General features: G+C 57.7%; 22 protein-coding genes and 1 tRNA gene. 17 read left to right on the forward strand and 6 right to left on the reverse strand.

Annotated elements, in window-relative coordinates:
* Positions 1 to 41 precede the first annotated feature (41 nt).
* Complete coding sequence (locus tag I6J26_RS10695) at positions 42 to 656, forward strand: MazG nucleotide pyrophosphohydrolase domain-containing protein (protein WP_115021567.1); 615 nt, start codon at positions 42 to 44, stop codon at positions 654 to 656.
* A gap of 8 nt (positions 657 to 664) precedes the next feature.
* On the opposite strand, the gene I6J26_RS10700 is transcribed toward I6J26_RS10695, so the two are convergent.
* Positions 665 to 1,087 carry a hypothetical protein gene (locus tag I6J26_RS10700; RefSeq protein ID WP_115021568.1) on the reverse strand — a complete coding sequence of 141 codons (423 nt, stop codon included), beginning with the start codon at positions 1,085 to 1,087 and terminating at the stop codon, positions 665 to 667.
* A gap of 165 nt (positions 1,088 to 1,252) precedes the next feature.
* On the opposite strand from I6J26_RS10700, the gene I6J26_RS10705 reads away from it, so the two are divergent.
* From I6J26_RS10705 to I6J26_RS10745, 9 genes are all read left to right on the forward strand, one after another.
* Positions 1,253 to 2,044, forward strand: a complete 792-nt coding sequence (locus tag I6J26_RS10705) for a hypothetical protein (protein ID WP_115021569.1) — start codon at positions 1,253 to 1,255, stop codon at positions 2,042 to 2,044.
* A gap of 132 nt (positions 2,045 to 2,176) precedes the next feature.
* Positions 2,177 to 3,454, forward strand: coding sequence for a phosphopyruvate hydratase (eno, locus tag I6J26_RS10710; protein ID WP_115021570.1), 1,278 nt, complete (start codon positions 2,177 to 2,179; stop codon positions 3,452 to 3,454).
* A 157-nt stretch (positions 3,455 to 3,611) separates the two neighbouring features.
* The gene (locus I6J26_RS10715; protein WP_115021571.1) at positions 3,612 to 4,082 is read left to right on the forward strand and encodes a septum formation initiator family protein; all 471 of its coding nucleotides are present in this window, start codon (positions 3,612 to 3,614) and stop codon (positions 4,080 to 4,082) included.
* 34 nt (positions 4,083 to 4,116) lie between these two features.
* The gene (locus I6J26_RS10720) at positions 4,117 to 4,665 is read left to right on the forward strand and encodes a DUF501 domain-containing protein (RefSeq protein WP_115024275.1); all 549 of its coding nucleotides are present in this window, start codon (positions 4,117 to 4,119) and stop codon (positions 4,663 to 4,665) included.
* 16 nt (positions 4,666 to 4,681) lie between these two features.
* Complete coding sequence (locus I6J26_RS10725; RefSeq protein ID WP_115021572.1) at positions 4,682 to 5,635, forward strand: Ppx/GppA phosphatase family protein; 954 nt, start codon at positions 4,682 to 4,684, stop codon at positions 5,633 to 5,635.
* Positions 5,636 to 5,688: 53 nt separating this feature from the next.
* Positions 5,689 to 5,765, forward strand: a tRNA-Leu gene (locus I6J26_RS10730).
* A 336-nt stretch (positions 5,766 to 6,101) separates the two neighbouring features.
* Complete coding sequence (locus tag I6J26_RS10735) at positions 6,102 to 6,935, forward strand: Bax inhibitor-1/YccA family protein (protein ID WP_115021573.1); 834 nt, start codon at positions 6,102 to 6,104, stop codon at positions 6,933 to 6,935.
* 268 nt (positions 6,936 to 7,203) lie between these two features.
* Positions 7,204 to 8,487, forward strand: coding sequence for an HNH endonuclease signature motif containing protein (locus I6J26_RS10740; protein ID WP_239121783.1), 1,284 nt, complete (start codon positions 7,204 to 7,206; stop codon positions 8,485 to 8,487).
* A gap of 1,694 nt (positions 8,488 to 10,181) precedes the next feature.
* Positions 10,182 to 11,768: a hypothetical protein gene (locus tag I6J26_RS10745; RefSeq protein ID WP_275422335.1), complete on the forward strand. Its 1,587-nt coding sequence runs from the start codon at positions 10,182 to 10,184 to the stop codon at positions 11,766 to 11,768.
* 63 nt (positions 11,769 to 11,831) lie between these two features.
* On the opposite strand, the gene I6J26_RS10750 is transcribed toward I6J26_RS10745, so the two are convergent.
* The 3 genes from I6J26_RS10750 to I6J26_RS10760 form a co-directional block, all read right to left on the reverse strand.
* On the reverse strand, positions 11,832 to 12,065 hold the full coding sequence (locus I6J26_RS10750) for a hypothetical protein (RefSeq protein ID WP_115021575.1): 234 nt from the start codon (positions 12,063 to 12,065) through the stop codon (positions 11,832 to 11,834).
* Between the two features lie 46 nt (positions 12,066 to 12,111).
* Entirely contained in the window at positions 12,112 to 12,633 is a 522-nt protein-coding gene (greA, locus tag I6J26_RS10755) for a transcription elongation factor GreA (RefSeq protein ID WP_115021576.1), read from the reverse strand.
* Between the two features lie 103 nt (positions 12,634 to 12,736).
* Entirely contained in the window at positions 12,737 to 13,228 is a 492-nt protein-coding gene (locus I6J26_RS10760; protein WP_115021577.1) for a DUF4307 domain-containing protein, read from the reverse strand.
* Positions 13,229 to 13,320: 92 nt separating this feature from the next.
* On the opposite strand from I6J26_RS10760, the gene mca reads away from it, so the two are divergent.
* The 3 genes from mca to I6J26_RS10775 are packed head-to-tail and all read left to right on the forward strand — an operon-like array spanning position 13,321 to position 15,296.
* Positions 13,321 to 14,211, forward strand: coding sequence for a mycothiol conjugate amidase Mca (gene mca, locus I6J26_RS10765; RefSeq protein ID WP_115024280.1), 891 nt, complete (start codon positions 13,321 to 13,323; stop codon positions 14,209 to 14,211).
* A gap of 4 nt (positions 14,212 to 14,215) precedes the next feature.
* Entirely contained in the window at positions 14,216 to 14,509 is a 294-nt protein-coding gene (locus tag I6J26_RS10770) for a hypothetical protein (protein ID WP_039674700.1), read from the forward strand.
* A 16-nt stretch (positions 14,510 to 14,525) separates the two neighbouring features.
* Positions 14,526 to 15,296 (forward strand): isoprenyl transferase, encoded by a 771-nt coding sequence (locus I6J26_RS10775; RefSeq protein WP_070671957.1) that lies wholly within the window; start codon positions 14,526 to 14,528, stop codon positions 15,294 to 15,296.
* 9 nt (positions 15,297 to 15,305) lie between these two features.
* Here the strand turns inward: I6J26_RS10775 and coaA are convergent, their stop codons facing one another.
* On the reverse strand, positions 15,306 to 16,232 hold the full coding sequence (gene coaA / locus I6J26_RS10780; protein ID WP_070671987.1) for a type I pantothenate kinase: 927 nt from the start codon (positions 16,230 to 16,232) through the stop codon (positions 15,306 to 15,308).
* A 146-nt stretch (positions 16,233 to 16,378) separates the two neighbouring features.
* Here coaA and glyA point away from each other — a divergent pair, with 146 nt between their 5' ends.
* Positions 16,379 to 17,680: a serine hydroxymethyltransferase gene (gene glyA / locus I6J26_RS10785; RefSeq protein WP_115021578.1), complete on the forward strand. Its 1,302-nt coding sequence runs from the start codon at positions 16,379 to 16,381 to the stop codon at positions 17,678 to 17,680.
* On the opposite strand, the gene I6J26_RS10790 is transcribed toward glyA, so the two are convergent.
* Positions 17,677 to 18,009 (reverse strand): DUF5997 family protein, encoded by a 333-nt coding sequence (locus I6J26_RS10790; protein WP_115024283.1) that lies wholly within the window; start codon positions 18,007 to 18,009, stop codon positions 17,677 to 17,679. The genes glyA and I6J26_RS10790 overlap by 4 nt on opposite strands.
* Positions 18,010 to 18,092: 83 nt before the next feature.
* Between I6J26_RS10790 and I6J26_RS10795 the strand changes: the two genes are divergently transcribed.
* From I6J26_RS10795 to I6J26_RS10805, 3 genes are all read left to right on the forward strand, one after another.
* A complete protein-coding gene (locus tag I6J26_RS10795) occupies positions 18,093 to 18,782 on the forward strand; it encodes a LysR family transcriptional regulator substrate-binding protein (protein WP_115021579.1) in 690 nt (229 codons plus the stop codon).
* A gap of 107 nt (positions 18,783 to 18,889) precedes the next feature.
* Entirely contained in the window at positions 18,890 to 19,555 is a 666-nt protein-coding gene (locus I6J26_RS10800; protein WP_115021580.1) for an LGFP repeat-containing protein, read from the forward strand.
* A 266-nt stretch (positions 19,556 to 19,821) separates the two neighbouring features.
* Complete coding sequence (locus tag I6J26_RS10805; protein ID WP_115021581.1) at positions 19,822 to 21,180, forward strand: PhoH family protein; 1,359 nt, start codon at positions 19,822 to 19,824, stop codon at positions 21,178 to 21,180.
* Positions 21,181 to 21,208: the final 28 nt, after the last annotated feature.

The raw sequence follows: 21,208 nt of genomic DNA on the forward strand, positions 1-21,208 counted from the left end.
GTGCGATTATCCGCGCAGGCCGAGTCCTATACTCGGTGCTTATGACTGTGCTCTTGCTCGATCCGCGTTGGCCCACGATGATTCCTCTGGAAGCCCATGGAAAGCTGCTTGGACCTGCAGTTTTCACCGACGAAGTGCCGGTAAAGGTGCGTTGGAACTTCGACGAGTTACTGTGCGGTGAGGATCCAGAAGGCAAAGGTGTGCTAGTAAGCACGAATGCGTCTGACCCTGAGGTGCGGGCGCTTCTCGACGACTCCCATGACCTTATCCTCGCTCCTTCCCTCGACGACCCTCTGTGGCAGGCGCGGGAGGTCATGTCGAAGGCTCGCAGTATTGGTGAGTGGGAGCGCGATCAAACCCATGACACCTTATTGCCCTACCTGGCTGAAGAATCCGCGGAGTTCGCTGACGCGGTAAAGGATGGCGCGTCTGACGCCGAGCTTCTCAAAGAACTAGGAGACGTTTTTCTCCAGGTTCTTTTTCACGCGGAGATTGCCGCGCGGAGAGGCGCTTTCACCTTGGATGATGTGGCAGCGTCCTTTGTAAACAAAATGCGCTCCCGCGCGCCCTACCTGTTCGACGGCACAGAGGACGTCGTCGGGGTAGAGGAGCAGGAGCGCCTGTGGGCTGAGGGGAAAGCCCGCGAGAACCGTTAAGTGAGCTTCTAGCTCTGCTTCAGAACGGAGGACAGCAGCGGGGCGTAGTCCGCAATCTTGGAGGACAGGCCAGTGCCACCGGTGACGAGGGTGTCTTCCTTAACGATCTTGCACTCGAGGGCGCGGTCAGCGGTCTGGCCGGCGTACTTCACAGCGACGAGCGCCAGCGGGCCGAGGTCCTCAGAACCACCGAGGGCGGTGAGGTTCTTGGACAGCTGGTTGCGGGTGGTGTTTTCGGTGAGTAGATCGCCCTCGGTGGTCTTATCAATGAGGGTCAGGGTGTTGCGCAGGGTGTCGCAGTCAGCGGTCTGGATGCCCTGGGAGAGGAAGCCGCCAAGCTCCTCGAGGGAAGCAGCGGATGCGGTGGCAGGAACAGCAGCACCGAGGGTGACAACAGCGGCAGCGGTGGCGGCAATACGGCGGATGGACATGGGTCTCCTTGAATTACGAGTAGAACAGCACTTTTCCCGGCTCGGCGAGCCGTTCAATGGCGTAGTGTAGCGCACAATGTTACGCATGGGAACACTGTGACATAATTTTTATCATTCTGTGTCGGTCCGGGCCGGCCGTAAAGGTGCGCTGTAGTATCCCTGCCTATGACCAAGGGGCTGAGGAGAATCGGGGGCTGCGGCCTCGGTATCGTCTTGGCCATCATTCTTATTATTTCCCTCGTGGGCTGGAGCTTGTCCTTTCTGGACAAACCTTCGCCCTTCCGTCAGCTTGAGCCTGTACCCCAGGACTTACCGCCAATTGGTGGGGCAGAGGTGCCAGCGATTGACGTGGAGGCCCCTGGGCGTACCTCCGACAAGTTGACGTGGTGGTCGGATCAACTGAAGGACTCCACAAGCATTCCCGAACAGGCCCTGCGCGCCTATGGCAACGCCGAACTTATTGCGAATGCGGCTTGGCCCAACTGTCACCTGCGCTGGAACACTCTTGCTGGCATCGGATGGGTAGAAACCCGCCATGGCACGTATAACGGCAATGTGTTTCATCGGTCTTCTCTGGATGAGAATGGCTATCCTGACCCGCCCATTGTGGGCATTCCCCTGGACGGGACTAATGACACCACGCTGGTGCCAGACAGTGATGGTGGAGCGATTGATGGCGATGCCGAATTTGATCGCGCGGTAGGCCCCATGCAGTTCATCGCTTCGTCCTGGGATCATCTGGGGCGCGATGCTAACGGCGATGGTGTGGCGGACCCCAATAATATCGACGACGCCGCCCTCGGCGCCGCCGCCCTGTTGTGCTTTGGTGATCGGGACCTGTCTACCCCGGAAGGGTGGCGCTCGGCGATTCTCAACTACAACCAATCCGAGGATTATTTGCGTAAAGTGGCGGGTGCTGCCAATTCTTACGCGATCGAGCAGCCGGCAACCTCCTAGATCTTTGTCACGTTGTCCGGTTATGCCCGACATGTTCCGAACTTTCCTGGAACAATGGGCAGCAGGTGATTTGGGAGTCCTCCCGAAGCACAAAACCACACTCAATTTGGTTCTATTAGGAGTGAAAGCAGCATGGCTGACATCATCCACGTAATGGCACGCGAAATTCTTGATTCCCGCGGTAACCCGACTGTTGAGGCTGAGGTTTTCCTCGACGACGGTGCACGCGGCGTCGCCGGCGTTCCGTCTGGCGCATCCACCGGTGTTCACGAGGCACACGAGCTGCGTGACGGCGGCGAGCGCTACTTGGGCAAGGGTGTGCTCAAGGCAGTTGAAAACGTCAACGAAGAAATCACCGACGAGATCGCTGGCTTCGAGGCTGATGACCAGCGTCTCATCGACGAAGCGCTCATCAAGCTTGACGGTACGGAGAACAAGTCTCGCCTCGGCGCTAACGCCATCCTCGGCGTTTCCATCGCTGTAGCCAAGGCTGCCGCTGAGTCCGCCGGCCTGCCGCTCTACCGCTACATTGGTGGTCCGAACGCTCACGTCCTGCCTGTTCCGATGATGAACATCCTCAACGGTGGCTCCCACGCGGACTCCGGCGTTGACGTCCAAGAGTTCATGATTGCTCCGATCGGCGCGGAGACCTTCGGTGAGGCACTGCGTGAAGGTACCGAGGTCTACCATGCGCTCAAGTCCGTCATCAAGGACAAGGGCCTGTCCACCGGCCTGGGTGACGAGGGTGGTTTCGCACCGTCTGTGGAGTCCACCAAGGCCGCACTTGATCTCATCGTTGAGGCCATCAAGAAGGCTGGCTTCGAGCCGGGCAAGGACATTGCCCTGGCACTGGACGTGGCTTCCTCCGAGTTCTACAAGGACGGCAAGTACCACTTCGAGGGCGGCGAGCACACCGCTGAAGAGATGGCCAAGGTTTACGAGGACCTCATTGCCAACTACCCGATCGTCTCCATCGAGGACCCGCTGCAGGAGGATGACTGGGAGGGCTACACCAAGCTCACCGAGACCATCGGTGACAAGGTCCAGATCGTTGGCGATGACTTCTTCGTCACCAACCCGGCACGTCTCCAGGAGGGCATCGACAAGAAGGCTGCTAACGCCCTGCTCGTGAAGGTCAACCAGATTGGTACCCTCACCGAAACCTTCGATGCCGTTGAACTGGCTCACCGCAACGGCTACCGCACCATGATGTCCCACCGCTCCGGCGAGACCGAGGACACCACCATTGCTGACCTTGCCGTTGCCCTGAACTGTGGCCAGATCAAGACCGGTGCTCCGGCTCGTTCCGAGCGCGTTGCCAAGTACAACCAGCTTCTGCGTATCGAGCAGGAACTGGGCAGCGCCGCCGTTTACGCCGGCCGCTCCGCATTCCCGCGCTTCCAGGGTTAATCACCTCCCCCGAAGCTCGATTGTGCCCCGTGATTGTGGGCCACGTTTAAAGGCGTCACAGGAAACTGTGGCGCCTTTGGCGTGACACCTGTTATTTTTGTGACTCCCACGCGCGCCGTCCTGAACCCTGGCGGTTGATAGCTAGACTTACTCTCCGATGGCACGCACTACCCCTACTCGCACGAAGCGCCGGAACACTGTTCCGGTCCACACGCGTGCCCGCGATGCCCACAAAACCCCGAAGCGCCCGAAGAAGCCTAAAGGTCTCGATATCCTCGGGGTAGGCGTCATCATCGCGGTGGTACTCGTCGTCTTGCTCACCATCGCCGTGCCGCTGCGTAACTACTACAACGGCCAGTCCGAAATTGCCCGCCTGGAAAGCTCCATCGCAGCCAAGCAAGAGCGCAAGGACAAGCTTTTGGCGGAAATCGATAAGTATCGTTCGGACGAGTACATCAAACAAGAGGCCCGCCGCCGCTTCGGCGTCATGGACGAAGGTGAAACCGCCTTCCGAATCATGGATCCGCGCATGGATTCCGGTGACACCGTGACCTCAGAGCACCGCGAAGACATTGATGAGCGCGAGTGGTACACCGTGCTGTGGGACTCCGTTGCCGAATCGGAATAGGACTCATCCCAGTCGCCGTGCCACAATGGTTGCCATGACCGTGACCGATGCTGATCTTGACGTTGTCCGCGAACAACTTGGCCGCACTCCGCGCGGCGTCGTAGACATTGCTTACCGCACCCCCGACGGAGCGCCCGCAGTGATTAAAACTGCGCCAAAGCTTCCCGACGGCACCCCGTTCCCCACTCTCTACTACCTCACCGACCCGCGCCTGACGGCCGAAGCGTCGCGCCTTGAGGTCGCCCACGTCATGAAGTGGATGGAACAGCGCCTCGCAGAAGATGAGGCGCTGCAGAAGGACTATCTGGCCGCTCACGAGCACTACCTTGCTATCCGCAACGAGATGGAAGATCTCGGTACGCAGTTCTCCGGTGGCGGTATGCCAGATCGCGTGAAGTGCCTCCACGTACTGATTGCATATGCCTTGGCCGAAGGTCCCGACCGCGTACGTTTCGGCACGGAAGCCGTCGCAATGGCAGCAGAACACGGTAAACTCCGTGGCAGCGCCATTCCGGAAGAGTGGCCTACCGTGGGGGACTTGGGCATCGATATGGCCCAATTTGATTTTTCTAACGCCGGTTAACAGAAAGGCTTGACCTATGACTCGCGTCGCTGCTGTCGACTGCGGAACCAACTCCATCCGTCTACTCATCAGTGAGATTCAAGGCGATGGCAAGATTCGGGACATTTCCCGCACGATGGAAATTGTTCGCCTTGGTCAAGGCGTCGATGCTACCGGCGAGTTCGCTCCGGAGGCCCTCGCGCGTACCCGCGCAGCCTTGGAGGAGTACGTCAAGCAGATGAAGTTCGAAAAGGTTGAGCGCGTGCGCATGGTGGCTACCTCGGCCACGCGTGATGCCAAGAATCATCGTGATTTCTTCGACATGACGGCGGAGCTTCTCGGCCAAATTCAGCCGGGGGCTCGCGCTGAGATTATCTCCGGTGAGGAGGAAGCCCTGTTGTCTTTTACCGGCGCTGTGGCGGACCTCAGCTCGGAGAAGGGGCCTTATTGCGTCATTGACTTGGGTGGAGGCTCCACCGAGTTCGTCGTCGGCACTATCGACGGTGAAATCCTAGGCTCTCACTCCGCTCAGATGGGTTGTGTCCGTCTCACCGAACGCATGATGCGCAGTGATCCGCCTACTGAAGCAGAAATCGAGATCGCCACTGATTACGTCGCTGAGCGTATGGCCGACGTGGAGAGAATCGTACCCATCGACAAAGCCGTCACCTTCGTCGGCTGCGCCGGAACCTTCACCACGTTGTCTGCTCTTGCCCAAGGCATGGAGCGCTATGACGCCGATTCCATCCACGGTTCCGAGCTGCGTTTCGACGCCCTGCGTGTGCTGATCCGTCAAATGATAGGTCTGTCCTCGGACGTCCGTGCCCTCAATCCGGTCATCCACCCAGGCCGTGCTGACGTCATCGGCGGTGGATGCGTAGCCGTCGAAGGCATCATGACCATGATTGAGCGCAACAGCAGCGCCCGCTCCTTCTTTATCAGTGAGAAGGATATTCTCGACGGAATTATCGCCGGTCTCGCCGCAGCCTGACCCAATAACTAGTGTGCGAGCACCCGTGCCCTAAAATAGGTGGGCACGGTTTGGCCCCCATAGCCCAATCGGCAGAGGCAGTCGACTTAAAATCGATTCAGTGTGGGTTCGAGTCCCACTGGGGGCACCACTGGGGGCACCATGACCAGCGGAAACGCAGATGGATATGGCCACTTTGGCGCGAAAGTGTCCAAAAAGTGTCCAGAAATCCTCCAATTAATCGGGCTGCGCTATCCGTGACTATATAGATGCGAGTCACGAAGTATGAGGCCAGTCGTGCGGGTAGGGGGAGGCGTCGACAAGCACAGTGCTTCCCGACGCCTCTCTTTAAGAATATTTTGCAAAGTTTGGGATTTTTGGGAACTTCCTAGCAATCGAGTGCGTTGAAGCTAGTGAGAACATAACCACGGCGGCCCTTATGGGGCCGTCTTTATTGAGCAAGACTGTGAAAGGAATCGGGATTCACGTGCGTTCTAGCAACCCCGTCATGAGTTCCCTCTCATCCAGCCGAAACCAGAACCAGACTCAGAGCAATCCGTTTGGTCAGAGCGACAACCCGTTTAACGAGGCCACCCGTAGTGCCGACCGCCCGCTGACCGTTGATGACGTGGTGACCAAGACTGGTATCACCCTCGCCGTCATCATCGCGCTGGCTGTTCTTAACTTCTGCATTGGCGCGCTGTTTAACCCAGTTGTGGCGATGGGTCTGACCTTGGTTGGTGCCATCGGTGGCTTGATTACCGTGCTGGTGTCGACGTTTGGCAAGAAGTTCGGTTCTGCTGCCGTGACTCTTATCTACGCCGCATTTGAGGGCCTCTTTGTCGGTGGCTTTTCGTACATCGTTGCCGGTGGATCTCTTGATAAAACGGGTGGTGCGGCACTCGCCGACCTAGGTGAGATCGGCGTGGGCATTGGCCAGGCCATTATGGGTACGGTCGGCGTCTTCATCGGCATGCTCATGGTCTACAAGACCGGTGCAGTGAAGGTGACCCCGAAGTTCAACAAGATTATGTTCGGACTCATTACTGGTGTCGCCGTCTTGGCATTGGTTAATTTCCTGGGCGCTATTTTCTTCGGCTTTAACCCGCTGCGTGACGGCGGCGCGATTGCCATTATTTTCTCCTTGGTTTGCATCGTCCTGGCATCCCTGTCCTTCATGACCGACTTCGACCAGGCTGACCGACTTATTCGTCAGGGTGCTCCGGCACAGTACGCGTGGGGTATCGCCCTTGGCTTGGCCGTGACCTTGGTCTGGCTCTACACCGAGATTCTGCGTCTGCTGAGCTACTTCAGGGATTAGTTCTTAACCAACGCCTTATATAGCCGGCGGCTGACACCTTAACTGGTGTTGGCCGCCGGTTTTGTGGTGTTTGTCACAGTGTGGTGTGGGGTGTTTGATAATTCGCCGTCTATATGTGGTGTTGGCAAGAGTGTGTTCGAACGGGTGTGTTGTTTTGGTCTAGGTTTGGTGGCGTGTTGTGGGGTCTGGTGTGGTGTCGGGGCGGTTGGGTAGTGTTGTGACTAGAAAGCATGTTCGTATGTTCTAGTCTTTAAGGGGTGGGTCACTTATGGTGGCAACCACAACAACAACTTCTTCTGTTCCTTTGGCGTATTTTTCTCATTCAAATCCTGATGATCCGGTTTGTGTTGCGGGGATGTTTCTGCGGCGCGCGGAGTACGAGTTTTGGTTACATAATCTTCCGGCTTTGGAGGCTGATTCTGATAGTGAAGTGATGAAGCTTTCGGTCAAGACTGCCAAGACGGCCAGGCAAGTCGCTAAGAATGTGATGGGGGTTCTTCGGCTTGAAGAATTGCCGAAGGTCAAGCAGTTGCAGGATGCGCAGGCGTTGTTGGATATGGCGTCGCTGGTAGCGATTGATGAGGTCATGTCGAAGCTGGGGCATCCGACTAGGGCGGTGGTGGCAGAAATTGATGAGAATCTTTCGCGCTGGTTTGTACCGAAGCGGCCTAATCAGGTGTTTCCGACAGCGAGTCAGATTCGGCGCCGGGTGCGTGATATCGCCAAAGTATTAGATGATTCAGTAGCATTTCGTGATACGCGTAAAAAGAACCGGTATTCCATCCTTACTCGAGGCCAGCGGGCGTTTCTTGAGTTAGAGGTTGATTCCACTGTGGGTGTGGTCATCCATGAGCTGATTAAAGAAACCGCCAGAAAGCATGAGGTTTCAATGGCGGATGCCATGGTGCTGTTGTTGTCGGGCACAGTGGAGCCGGAGGCAGGCAAAGTGGTGGTGCATACTTATAAGGCGTCTGATGTGGAGGGGGCACCGGTGTTTGTTCAGGGCCATGGGTGGCGTGGTGAGGATATACCAGCAGCCAAGGTGGTTGAGCGGGATTTAAGCCAGGTACCTAAAGCATCTGATTCTTATCGTCCGTCTGATTTTGTGCGTAAGTATGTTGAGGGCCGTGATGGGACGTGTCGGGCTGGGGGGTGTGATGTGCCAGCGTGGATGTGTCAGTTGGATCATCGGATTAATTATGCCGAGGGTGGGCCAACACATCCAGATAACTTGGTGTGTTTGTGCCAGCGTCATCACAATATGAAGACCGAGGGCAGGGCCTTTTATATTTTGGATCCCGTTACCGGTGATGTGGTGTGGTTGTTAGCTGATGGCAGTTGGGTGACCACGCAAGCCACAGGCCCGCTAGCACCCTCGATGCGCAGGTGGGCTCGTAGTGTTGCTGAGGATGTTATGGCGCATCGAGCGAAGATGCATGAGGATGCCAAAGCATTAAAGGTGGAGTTGGATAACGGTGACATCGTTGAAGTCTTCGACATGACCGACCCCGCAGACCGCGACAATACTAACGGTGGCGATATTCCCTTCTAAGCAATAGGGAATATGGCGTCAAAGGCTCGTCGTCGTCAGAAACGACGAAGCTAGGTGAGGTGATTTGCTGTCGCGACTTTCGTTGTCACGGACGACGGGATGCCAAGTGGTCACGTAGAGGGGAGAGAATCGCGCAACGTCGTTTCATACGACGACGAACTCAGGCATGTAGCTCTGAGTGAGTTGTAGTTTTCCAATCCGGCGATACTCGGGTTTACATTCGCCTGCCACCTGGTCGTGGTGGCAGTCTTCTTTGGTTTCGTCGAAAACGCCGACGTGAGAAGTTACGGCCCATATGGGCGCCGAATTGGAGGTTTCTAGGTTGGTTCATGGTCGCGTTAATGGACGCAAGGGTAATTTGGGTCTCATTTTTTACTGAAAAGGTTTGTTGGTTTGCTTGCCGTATGCCGCGAATCTCCCTGTCGCTGCCAGAGTATGTCATTGCACGTGTTACGCCTCGAAAGGGAAAACTGCTCGTCGGGAATCGTGGCCGAAAAGCCCAGCTCATCTACTTCCATTATTGTAATTCGGGGGTACCCGTCCCAAATTTTTTCAAATTAGATCGAGCTTATCTGTCAGCCCTGAGGGTAGCCTGTGTCACAGGGTCTGCCAGTATCTATTTGCCAAACTTCTAATAGTATTCATTGATAAGTCTCGTTGGTTTATCAAATTCTTAAGTGATTCATACAATCTGTCGAGACAGCCGGTGTCTTTTCGTGCATCCTTGTTTCTGAAGCCGCTCACGGAGTCCGCTCCGGAAGGTGGCTTCGAAAAGTCAGGGATATTGGTTGAGAAGGAAAACCATGAAGCGAATCGGGGGCCTTGTGTTGGTGACGGCTTGTATGGGGGTGCTATCGAGCTGTGCATCATTGCAGGGTCTGAGTGTTCGTTCTCATGGCGACAGTAACGGGGGCTCTCACGATTTCTCTGACGTTAGGGGCGGCGGTGGCTCAGTGGACTCGGGGGTCGCTGATGCCACCGCCACGGGGAAGTTTGAATCATCGCCGCTGAGGGATGGTGTATTGCCGCCACTTGGGGGTTTCGATCGAAGCGTTCCTGGCTTTAGGGTCTTCGATCCGTGCACGGAGAGAATGCGTTTGTATGTAGCTGACATGGGGTTGGTGGCAACAGGCGAGGCAAAGCGCGAATCCGGTTTCAGGTCTTGTCGATTTGTCTTTGAATCCTCCGAAAAGTCAATTGCCAACGTTACTTTTGAAACTCGTGACTTTTCAATGGCGGAAGTTAAAGATGCGTTTCCCGAAGGGAGGCCCGGGGCTGGTCAATATCGAGACACAATTTACTTTGTAATAGATTCACTTATTGAAGGCGCTACTTGTACTGGATACGTCGAAACTAAAGAGGGAACCTTTTCAATATCTTGGACTGAAGTATCAGTTAGATATCCAAGTGTAGATAATTGCAAGAACGTGGGAAGGATAATGGGTTCTTTGCTTTAAAGAGTTAGGGGCTCGGGGTCTAAAATGTTAATTAATGAGAGCAATTTAAATAGCCATGTGGAGTCAATACACAATCTGGATAGGAACCTAGAGTTCGCAAAACAGCGTGCTCATAGCCCACTTGACGGGGGATTTTCAACAGTTACAGGCCTAAGTGAAGTCGGTGCGATCCACGAGCGTGTGTTGGCGACGGATCCGGGTTCTGCGCGTAATTCGTTGGAAGGTTTCAGGAGTCAGGTGGCTTGGTTAGGGGATACTCTGCAAACTGAACTAGCTGGTTTCGAATCCCAAGATGAATTGAATAGTCGTGGGCTCGACGTTGCGGATGCTGGAGGTGGCGGTGGGGCAGAAGCCATGCCCATCGTGGAGCAGCCGGACCCTGGATATAGTCCGTTCGGATTCACGATGCCGGTAGTGGACCCAGGCGCTTCGATTATGGGGTTGGCCTCGGATTTGTTTACAACGAGATTCTGGGATGTATCGGAAGCGCAGGCGCGCTGGAGGACGTTGAGTGCGGAAGTCGGCGACATCGTTGAGGGGCTCCATGCTTCGGCGGCGTCGTTGGAGTCCGAGAACGACAGTGAACCAACGGCGAGAGCAGCGGCCAAAATCCGTGAGGTAGCGCAAGCTGGTACCCACTTCATTGCAAATTCCGAGGTAATGCAGCAGAAGCTCTTCGGCTTGCAAGCCCGCATTATGAGTACCCAGGCAGAGGCAGTAGCTCTTGCCTTCGAGGTGATGGCTATTCCGGAGCCTGCTACGCGCGCAGCAGCGGAAAGGGCAGCGTTGCTTCATATGCAGGGGCTGCTACAAGAGGGGGTTGTTATGGCTATGCCGTACCAACACGCGCTCATGGATGCAGCCCCGCCGAGTGGTGGGGGCGATGTGAGCACGGAGTTCGGTGCGGTGGCTGGGGATGGAACCCAGTACAACACCGACGGAGTTACGTGGCCTAAGCAGATTGCAGAGGCTATGGAGAGTGGTGAGGTTGGTCCGGGATCCTTTGACGCTGCGACTGGACAGATGAAGGGGCTCTCGGAACTGGGAATGGATGCCGCAGAGATCGCGCAGTTCCAGTCAGATTTGCGCAACCGCGGGCGCAGTATCTTGAGCGAGCTAGGGTTCGGTGATGCGCTTGAGCCAATCGACGCCTCCCAAATGAACACGTCCGCAGCCACCGCAGGGGTTAGTTCCGTGAATCTTATGGGTGGCGTTCAGGCGGCAAACGGACAAGCCCTGTCGGCCGCCGGATTAGGCAGTGGCGCGGGTGCGGGAGCATCCGGCATGGGAGCCTTGGGGCTGCCGGGAGGCCGTGGCAGTACAGCGGGTGCGCTGACAGGCGGCATGCCGAGGGGCATGAACAACGGAATGAACAGAGCGCTGGGTCGCATTCCTGAAAACCCGCTGACCTCGGCAGCGGGCCTTGGGGGAGCGTCTGCCACCTCACCGCAGACCGGAACGCACCCCGTCCTCGGCGGACTACCGGGAGCGGCGGCGTCTGGCGGGGCGAGGGACGGAAGGGCGTCGGCAAGCGCGGGCGGAGCTGGCGGATCCGTCACGGGCCCTATTGGGGGCGCGGTTGGAGGAGCCGGAAACAACGGTGCCGGGGTGGCAGCCAAGTCCGGGGCACACGTGGCGAAGGGCGCTGCGGGCCTCCGCATGATGCCCATGATGGGCGGCGCGGCCCGTGGAGGAGAGAATGAAAAGCAGATCAAATCCGTGACCACGCAGGTTGAACGAGATCCCAACAAACGTGACCTGCTGGGAGAATCGCCGGCGGTGCTTCCGGGCGTGATTGGGGAATGGGCCCGAGACGGGGACTAAGACCGGAGGACCAAAACGCGAAAAGCGGCACCACAACAATCGTGGTGCCGCTTCGTCGTGAAGCTAGTTGGTTACAACTTCGGAGCCAGTCGCAGGGGCAACCTCGGTGGCAACCTCGGTCACGGTTTCGGTTGCGGTTTCCTCGGAAGCACCGGCGCCCGGAGCCTCAGCTTCGAAGGTGGCAGCGGTGTCGACCTTTTCATCGGAATCCTGCTGGCTCGGCGGGTGGCAAGCGGCGAGAGTAAGACCAGCGGTGACGGCCAGACCGGCAGCGGCGAAACGAGTGAACTTCTTCATGGGTAGAACTCTTTCTCAGAAAAACGGTGATGTAGAGCAGTATAAGTTAGGACTGGCGCGGCGTGGCGGCCTTAGCAGAATCATACGGTGCTGCAGAGACCACGGTGACCGACAACGTCTTGCCGTTCGGAGCGGTGTACTCGCGGGTCTCGCCCTCGGCAGCACCCAGCAAAGCGGCGCCCAGTGGGGACTGCTCGGAGTAGGTTTCCAGATCCTTGTTGTCGGAGGCAGCAGCGCGGGTACCGATGAGGAAGGTCTCGCGGTCGTCCTTATCGCCGTTGTAGTAGACGTGAACAACGGAACCGATGTGGGCCACGCCCTCCTGAACGGCGGTGCGCTCGGTGGTGGAGTTAGCCAGAACCTCAGAAATCTGCTTGATGCGGGCCTCTTCCTGGTCCTGCATCTCACGCGCGGCATCGTAACCGGCGTTCTCCTTGAGGTCACCTTCCTCGCGGCGCTCGTTAATCTCGGCAGCGACGACCGGGCGGTGGTCAATGAGGGCCTGCAGTTCGGCCTCGAGCTTGGCCTTGGTTTCCGGGGTGATGTACTGCTTCTGCTGCTCAGCCATGGTGCAACCTTCCGTTTACGGATAATCTCTCAAAAGAATGGGCGCAAAAGTGCAGGTGGCACGGCCCATTCAGAACGCTCAACATACTAGCATAGCTGGGCTTTTAGCTATCTGTTGCCTCACCCGTGAATTCGACAGAATCCATGGTGTCGATGTCCAAGTAGGAAGGGATTGCGCCGGAGCAGCCGTAGGCGCCGCCAGCTACCGCGCGGTGGTTCGTAGGAACGTCGATAGCCACGCGCTGGGCTTCCTCACCGCCAGCGGGGACGGCGATTTCGCGGCGGCCGACCTCGGCCTTGGAGTAATCGAAGGCCTGGACAATGCAGTATGCGGGTTCTTCCACGCGGTTGCGGGTAATGTCGACCCAAACTCGTGCGGTGTCATCAGAAATAATCTCGTGCGAGACATAGGAAATATTCGCATTGACCTTTTGCTGAGTACGGAAATACTGCACGCCGAAGACAATCATGGCAATGAAGGCAGCCAGGAAGACGAGGACGATGGCGCGGTTCGTCCACGAGCCCGTGCTCTTAGTAGAAGAGCCATAACGGGACTGGGAACGGGAGGCAGGACGAGCGGAACCAGCGGATGACATGAATCTGATTCTATCCAACCTTCGGCCAGAACAAACTATCCACTAGACTGGGCCATTGTTTAAGACGACGGTAAAGGGAGATGTATCACCTAGTGAGTACTAAGCGCCTGCTAGCTATCCACGCGCACCCGGACGATGAATCTTCGAAAGGTGCCGCCACCACCGCCAAGTACGCCGCCGAAGGCGCAGAGGTCCTCGTAGTGACCTGTACCGGTGGTGAGCGAGGGGACATCATTAACCCTGCCATGGATCGCCCCGGGGTACTGGAAAACATGGGCAGCATCCGTCGTGAGGAGATGGCCGAGGCTGCCGCAGCATTGGGTGTCCAGCACACGTGGCTGGGCCACATTGACTCCGGTTTGCCGGGTAACCCGCTAGCGCCCAACATTAAGGACCTGCTCCCTGAAGGTTGCTTCGCCCTCATGGACGACGATGATGTGGCGCAAGAACTGGTGAAGATCATTCGCGAGTTCAAACCGCAGGTCATCATCACCTATGACGAAAATGGCGGGTACCCCCACCCGGACCACCTTATGGTGTATCGCTCCTCCATGATTGCGTGGGACAAGGCTGGGGATGAGTCCTACCACCCCGAGCTTGGTCAGGCCTGGGAGCCTCAGAAGCTGTACTACAGCCACGGGTTCGTGTACCAGCGCATGAAGATCTTCCACGATTTGCTGCTGGAGGAAGGCAAGGTGAGCCCCTACGAGCCTATGTTGGCGCGCTGGGACACAACGTTTGGTGACATTATGGCGCGCGTGACCACCCAGGTGGAGTGCGCGGACTACTTCCAGAACCGTGAGGACGCTCTTCGCGCGCATGCCACTCAGATTGATCCCGCAGGAGCATTCTTGGCGACGCCCGTGGAGGTCCAACAACAGCACTGGCCTACGGAAGAATTTGAGTTGGCTAAGACGCGGGTATCCACGGAGCTGCCCGAAAATGATTTATTTGCAGGAATCCCGGAAGTAGGGGAGTCTTAGAAGCATGAATGCTTTGTACTTCGCGGCACACGACGTCGCCCTTCTAGCCCAAGGCGCGCAAAGCGGGCCGGTGGGGCCGGAGTTTGGTAAGGCGTCTCCCATCGGCCTGTTGATCCTTGCGCTGATGGGTGTCGCAGTGCTGTTTGCCGGTTGGAACTTCCACCGCCGCTACTCCCGTTTCCGCCGCCGCACTATGTTTGCGGAGGACCATGGCATTGATCCTTTCGATGATGAGGCTGTTGACGCCGCTATGAAGGAAGCGGGCATCCTCGATACCAGTAAGAAGTCCATCTTCTAACGCGGAGGGCGAGACCGTGACATTCCTCAGCCAAGCGCTTTACCCCCTGTATGAAGCGCGCCTGACGCGAGAGATTAAGGGCAAGCCGCAACCACGGCACGTGGCCATCATGGCGGACGGCAACCGCCGATGGGCGCGGGAGGCCGGGTTCACGGACATTAGCCACGGTCACCGCCAAGGCGCGCGGAAAATCAGTGAAATGATTTCGTGGTGCGATGGCACCGACATTGAAGTCGTGACCATCTACCTGCTGTCCACTGAGAACCTCAAGCGCAGCCAGCAGGAAGTACAGCTGCTTTTCGACATCATCTCTGATGTAGTCACGCACCTGTCACAGGGTGAGCTGGATTGTCAGATTCGCCTGGTGGGGCATCTGGATTTGCTTCCAGAAAAGGTCACCGAGAAGATGCGCTGTGCCGCTGCAGCTACGGAAGACCACAAAGGCGTCATCGTCAATATTGCGGTGGGTTATGGAGGGCGTCAGGAGATTGTCGACGCTGTCCAGAGCCTCATCCGTAGCGAAGCGCAGAAGGGGTTGAGCGCTGAAGCGATTGCGGAGAACGTGACCGCGGAGGCCATCACCAGCAACCTGTATACCAAGGGCCTTCCGGACCCTGACCTGGTTATTCGCACGTCGGGCGAGCAGCGCTTGTCGGGCTTTTTGCTGTGGCAGGCTGCTTACTCTGAGATCTGGTTTACGGATACCTACTGGCCGGCTTTCAGACGCGTGGATTTCCTGCGCGCATTGCGCGATTATTCACAGCGCTCGCGCCGTTTTGGACGCTAGCTGCCGAATCTAAAGTTTGCGCATACGGACTCGGTCCACCAAATGATGAGAACCTTTGCGTAGCACGAGGGACGCGCGCACGCGCGTCGGCAGGATGTTCTCCATGAGGTTGGGCAGGTTAATGGACTGCCAAATCTCACGGGCTTGCTCGTATGCTTCCTCATCGGTCATATCGGCGAAGGACGCGAAGTGCGCACCCGGCTCGCGGAAAGCCGTGTGGCGAAGCTTGAGGAATCGCTCGATATACCAGCGCTCAATATCGTCCACGCGGGCGTCCACGTAGACGGAAAAGTCGAACAGATCAGAAACCATGAGCGTGGGGCCGGTTTGGAGAACGTTGAGGCCCTCCAAGATGAGGATGTCTGGTTGGTGGACTTCTTGGTATTCACCCGGAACGATGTCATAGGACACGTGTGAGTACAAAGGTGCCTTCACCAGTGGTATTCCGGACTTCACGTCGGTGACAAAGCGCATCAGTGCGCGGCGGTCATAGGACTCGGGATAGCCTTTGCGCTGCATGAGGCCGTGCTCTTTGAGGTAAGCGGTGGGGTAGAGGAAGCCATCGGTGGTGACAAGGTCCACCTTGGGGTGGGAATCCCAGCGCTGCAGCAGCACTTGGAGAAGACGCGCCGTGGTGGATTTTCCTACGGCCACCGAACCGGCCACCCCAATGACGAAAGGTACGTGGGTAGGTGGGTTGCCTAAAAAGGCTTCGGTGGAGGCAGTGAGTTCTTGGCGGGCCTTGACCTGCATGTGGATAAGGCGAGACAACGGCAGGTACACCTCGGCGACCTCCGTGAGATCGATGCGATCATTAAGGCCGCGGAGTTTCTGAACCTCAGTCTCTGTCAGCACCTGCGGCATGGATTTACGCAGGGCGCGCCATGTATCACGGTCAAAGTCGAGGTACGGGCTCCCGTCGGTCATTCGCGCCATGCCGACCATTGTTCCATTCGCCCGACCAGTGCGTGCAATCAGTGGGAAAGAAAAATCCCCCGCGCGGGGGAGGTCGGCGTTAGGATGTAGAACTAGCTTCGGCGACTTTCCACAGGACCATCTTTGAGAAGGGACTCTACGTTTCTATGACCACTTCGAATTCTGCTGACGTGCGCTACCAAGAGATGCGCGAGCTCGACCCAGAGGTCTTCGGCGCCATCACTGGTGAGATTGCTCGCCAGCGCGACACCCTGGAGATGATCGCTTCCGAGAACTTTGTTCCGCGTGCGGTCCTGCAGGCCCAAGGCTCTGTTCTCACCAACAAGTACGCAGAGGGTTACCCAGGGCGTCGTTACTACGGTGGCTGTGAGCACGTGGACATCGTTGAGGATCTGGCTCGCGATCGCGCCAAGTCCCTCTTCGGTGCCGAGTTTGCCAACGTTCAGCCCCACTCCGGTGCCCAGGCTAATGCCGCGGTTCTGGGTTCCCTGATTAACCCGGGCGACAAGATCATGGGTCTGTCCCTCGCCCATGGTGGCCACCTTACCCACGGCATGAAGCTCAACTTCTCCGGCAAGCTGTACGAAGTCGCTGCCTATGAGGTGGACCCCGAGACCATGCGCTTGGACATGGACAAGGTCCGTGAGCAGGCACTGGCCGAAAAGCCGCAGGTCATCATCGCTGGTTGGTCTGCTTACCCGCGCACCATTGACTTCGAGGCTTTCCGCTCCATCGCTGATGAGGTTGGCGCCTACCTGTGGACGGATATGGCCCACTTTGCTGGCCTCGTAGCCGCCGGCCTGCACCCCTCCCCGGTCCCGCACTCTGACGTTGTGTCCTCCACCGTGCACAAGACCCTCGGCGGCCCGCGCTCCGGCCTCATCCTGGCCAAGCAGGACTTTGCTAAGAAGATCAACTCCAACGTCTTCCCAGGCCAGCAGGGTGGTCCGCTCATGCACGTGATTGCGGCGAAGGCCATCGCGCTGAAGATCGCTGCTACTGAGGAGTTCAAGGAGCGTCAGCAGCGCACCATCGAAGGCGCACAGATTCTGGCAGAGCGCCTCACCGCTGAGGATTGCACCAAGGCCGGCGTGGACGTGCTTACTGGTGGCACCGACGTGCACTTGGTCCTCGCGGACCTGCGCAACTCTAAACTCGACGGCCAGCAGGCCGAGGATCTCCTCCACGAGGTAGGTATCACCGTCAACCGCAACGCTGTGCCGAATGATCCGCGCCCGCCGATGGTCACCTCTGGCCTGCGAATCGGTACTCCGGCCCTGGCTACCCGTGGCCTGGATACCGCGGCCTTCACCGAGGTTGCCGATGTTATCGGTACGGCACTGGCTAACGGTAAGAACGCGGACGTCGCCTCTCTGCGCGCCCGCGTTGAAAAGGTCGCCGCGGACTTCCCGCTGTATGACGGCCTTGAGGAATGGAAGCTGGTTTAAGCCTCGCTACTCTTTTCCGAGCGCTCCTCAGCGTGTGCCTTACGAGCGGCTTCCAACCATTCGGGCATTGCGCTGAGGAGTTCTTTGATCTCTGCGGTGGTGAGCGGGCGATCCATGTCGTTCTTCTTCAGCGCGGTTACGGAGATGCCCAGCTTTTGCGCCACGACTGGGCGCGGATGGGGGCCTTCGCGGCGTAGTGTAGCGAGCCACTCGGGTGGGTTCTCTTGAAGCTCACGCAGCTCCGCGTGTGTTACAGCATTAGCCTGAAAGTCTTCCGGGGCGGCGGGCAGGTAAATACCCAGCTTCTTGGCCGCAGTCTGCGCGCGCATGGCAGTGCCGGAAGGCTCGGTCGCATTGGTACGTGGGGTATCAGTCACGCTCACCACGGTAGCAGCACCGTAGGATGAGATGCATGCTCCGCCTTGTCTTTTCCACTGGTACCGAACCCGGCAAATGGTTTCGCCGCTACCGTGATATGCATTCTGCAGAGTCCCTTGTCACGCTCGACTCAGATGATGCCACAGCTGTGCTTTTGGCAGGTGACGCACATGTGGCGCTTACTCGTCTGCCCGATCCGCGCATCGATGAGAGCTTCCATATTGTCCGTCTCTACGAGGAAGCACCGGGCATCGCAGTGCCCAAAGACTCCGTCTACGCTGAGGTAGGGGAGGACCTCGACCCTGAGGATGTCGCTGAGGAAATTGTGAATTACAGAATAGGGGCTGACGCGCTTGTCGACGTCCCCTCGGTCCGCACCGCACTCCAAGTCGTCGCCGCCAACGTGGGAATCGTGGTGGCGCCTCGTCCGCTACTTAAAGTGCTGAGCAAGAAACAAGTAGTTGCGCTCGGCTTTAATGACCCCTCCGTTCCTCTGACGGGAATCGGCCTCGTCTGGCGCAAAGCTGACGACAGCGATGAGATCCAAGACTTCGTGGGCGTGGCAAAGGGGAGAACAAGGAATACCTCTCGCAACAACGTTGAAAAACGCAGCGCACGCGACAAAGCAAAGGCCAAGCAAGCACGCAGGAAGGCCCAAGGAGCTTCGAAAATAAAACCGTTACCGAAAAGATATAGGGGCTCTCATCAGCGGAAACGTAAATAATTCTGTAATTTTGTTGTCAAATCACCGGATGGGTGGTGGCTAAAAAAATTTTGCGAACCTACGGTGGAGTCCGTTCTCAACAAACGTTCATGAGAAAGGAATAAACAATGAAGAAGATGACCCGTCGTTTCGCTGCTGGTATCGCTGCTGCCACCCTGTCCCTGGGTGTTGTAGCTTGCTCCGACGCTGAGGATGCTGCAAAGGAGGCTGGCGACGCTGCCCAGTCCGCAGCTGCTGACGCCACCGACGCTGCTGGCTCCGCTGCCAACGACGCTAAGGATTCCGTAAAGGGCTCCAAGGATAAGGACGCTGACGCTTCTGACTCCGCAGATTCTTCCGATTCCGCAGATTCTTCTGACTCCGCAGACGCTTCTGATTCTGCTGATTCCTCCGAGTCTTCTGACTCCGAGGGTGGCAAGGAGTCCATCGAGACCGCTAACGGTGAGGTTGAGGTTCCGGCCGACTTCGCCAAGGCTATTAAGGACAAGGCTGCCGAGTGGGGCGATCCGCAGTCCGTCGAGACCTCTGACAACGGCAGCATCGCTACCTTCGCCAAGGACAAGCTTCTCGCCTTCAGCGAGGATGCTGGCTCCCAGCCGGTTATCGGCAAGATTGCTGAGACCTGGGCTGAAGAGGGCGGCCTGGACAGCGAGATCGGCCTGCCTACCGCACCGGAGAAGGCCGAGGGTAACGGCTGGATTCAGGAGTTCACCAACGGCACCATTTCCTGGATGAAGGGTGCTTCCGGCGAGTACGAGGCCACCATCGACTAAGAACCTTGTAGCTAAGGCTTCGCCTTAGAACCTTTTCCCCGGCGCTCATGCCACCCCACGTTGACTCGTGGGAATGGTGTGACGCCGGGGATTGTCGTTTTAATACTGTTCATCTTGCACCCATGTAATTTCAACCTTCGGCCTCTAGCTTGGGCAGTGTCCGGAGCTTTCCATAGGGCTTCCGGATAGTTCACATCACACCCGCTTCACCACGCCGTCCCAGGTCGATGAGTTGGGTCGGCACCACAAGGGAGAACCCTGACGCCATGACCAATCCTTCCGTCCTCACTGAGCAGTCGAATGAGGCCACCGTGGCCACTAAGACGTACGTCATTGATACCTCTGTCCTCCTCTCCGATCCTTGGGCGTTACGCAAGTTCGCCGAGCACGATGTGGTTCTGCCCATCGTCGTTATTTCAGAGCTAGAAGGAAAACGTCATCACCCGGAGCTTGGCTGGTTCGCCCGCCAAGCTCTTCGCTTTTTGGAGGACCTTCGCGCCACCTACGATGCACTGGACCAGCCGGTTCCAGTGAGCGCCGAAGGCGGTACGCTGCGCGTGGAGCTCAACCACCAAGACCAGTCCCTACTTCCTGCAGCCTTCCGTGGCCCGGAGGGGGATCACCGCATCCTCGCCTGCGCGCTTAATCTGCAGCACGAGGGCAAGGATACTGTCCTCGTCACCAAGGATGTCCCGCTGCGCGTTAAGGCCGGTGCTGTGGGCCTGCAGGCAGATGAGTACCATGCCCAAGATGTTGTGCTGACTGGCTACACCGGCATGGCTACGGTTCATACCACCGCAGACGTTATCGATGAGTTGTACAGCGAGGGCGAGGTGCTTATCGACGGATCAGTGACCACCGCCGGAACCCGCATCGAGGACCTTCCGGTGCATTGCGGCGTCACGCTGCAAGCAGGAGCACAATCTGCGTTAGGTCGCATGACTGCTGAAGGTGCCGTGCGCCTCGTGCGCGGCGATGCCAACGTGTTCGGCCTGCAGGGTCGTTCCGCTGAGCAGCGAGTGGCACTCGATCTGCTGCTTGATCCCACGGTTGGCATCATGTCCATCGGCGGCCGTGCTGGTACCGGTAAGTCGGCTCTGGCGTTGTGCGCGGGTCTTGAGGCTGTGCTGGAGCGCGGTGAGCACCGCCGCATCGTGGTCTTCCGTCCGATGTATGCGGTCGGTGGCCAGTCCCTGGGCTACCTTCCGGGCTCTGAGAGCGAGAAGATGAACCCGTGGGCGCAGGCGGTGTACGACACCCTCGAAGGCCTTGTATCCGAAAACGTCATGGATGAGGTTCAGGATCGTGGGCTTCTGGAAGTGCTTCCGCTGACCCACATCCGTGGCCGAAGCCTTCACGATTCTTTCGTCATCGTCGATGAGGCCCAGTCCCTTGAGCGCAACGTTCTTCTTACGGTGCTTTCCCGACTCGGCCGTGGTTCGCGCGTTGTGTTGACGCATGACGTCGCACAGCGCGATAACCTGCGTGTGGGCCGGCACGATGGTGTGCAGGCAGTCATCGAAAAGCTGAAGGGACACGAACTCTTTGCGCACGTCACTCTGCAGCGTTCGGAGCGCTCTGCCATTGCGGAGCTCGTCACCGATCTGCTCGAAGGTGAGAATTAGCGCGTTCGCAGGTGGCGATCATCGCTAC

This window comes from Corynebacterium minutissimum (assembly GCF_016889765.1).
GTDB classification, from domain to species: Bacteria; Actinomycetota; Actinomycetes; order Mycobacteriales; family Mycobacteriaceae; genus Corynebacterium; species Corynebacterium minutissimum_B.

Coding starts and splice junctions, on each gene's coding strand:
- eno (WP_115021570.1), top strand. CDS start 2,177: ATGGCTGACATCATCCACGTAATGGCACGCGAAATTCTTGATTCCCGC.
- I6J26_RS10750 (WP_115021575.1), bottom strand. CDS start 12,065: ATGAAGAAGTTCACTCGTTTCGCCGCTGCCGGTCTGGCCGTCACCGCT.
- I6J26_RS10720 (WP_115024275.1), top strand. CDS start 4,117: ATGACCGTGACCGATGCTGATCTTGACGTTGTCCGCGAACAACTTGGC.
- I6J26_RS10700 (WP_115021568.1), bottom strand. CDS start 1,087: ATGTCCATCCGCCGTATTGCCGCCACCGCTGCCGCTGTTGTCACCCTC.
- I6J26_RS10695 (WP_115021567.1), top strand. CDS start 42: ATGACTGTGCTCTTGCTCGATCCGCGTTGGCCCACGATGATTCCTCTG.
- I6J26_RS10790 (WP_115024283.1), bottom strand. CDS start 18,009: ATGCGCGCGCAGACTGCGGCCAAGAAGCTGGGTATTTACCTGCCCGCC.
- I6J26_RS10795 (WP_115021579.1), top strand. CDS start 18,093: ATGCTCCGCCTTGTCTTTTCCACTGGTACCGAACCCGGCAAATGGTTT.
- I6J26_RS10760 (WP_115021577.1), bottom strand. CDS start 13,228: ATGTCATCCGCTGGTTCCGCTCGTCCTGCCTCCCGTTCCCAGTCCCGT.
- I6J26_RS10805 (WP_115021581.1), top strand. CDS start 19,822: ATGACCAATCCTTCCGTCCTCACTGAGCAGTCGAATGAGGCCACCGTG.
- greA (WP_115021576.1), bottom strand. CDS start 12,633: ATGGCTGAGCAGCAGAAGCAGTACATCACCCCGGAAACCAAGGCCAAG.
- glyA (WP_115021578.1), top strand. CDS start 16,379: ATGACCACTTCGAATTCTGCTGACGTGCGCTACCAAGAGATGCGCGAG.
- I6J26_RS10770 (WP_039674700.1), top strand. CDS start 14,216: ATGAATGCTTTGTACTTCGCGGCACACGACGTCGCCCTTCTAGCCCAA.
- I6J26_RS10740 (WP_239121783.1), top strand. CDS start 7,204: ATGGTGGCAACCACAACAACAACTTCTTCTGTTCCTTTGGCGTATTTT.
- I6J26_RS10725 (WP_115021572.1), top strand. CDS start 4,682: ATGACTCGCGTCGCTGCTGTCGACTGCGGAACCAACTCCATCCGTCTA.
- coaA (WP_070671987.1), bottom strand. CDS start 16,232: ATGGCGCGAATGACCGACGGGAGCCCGTACCTCGACTTTGACCGTGAT.
- I6J26_RS10705 (WP_115021569.1), top strand. CDS start 1,253: ATGACCAAGGGGCTGAGGAGAATCGGGGGCTGCGGCCTCGGTATCGTC.
- I6J26_RS10800 (WP_115021580.1), top strand. CDS start 18,890: ATGAAGAAGATGACCCGTCGTTTCGCTGCTGGTATCGCTGCTGCCACC.
- I6J26_RS10715 (WP_115021571.1), top strand. CDS start 3,612: ATGGCACGCACTACCCCTACTCGCACGAAGCGCCGGAACACTGTTCCG.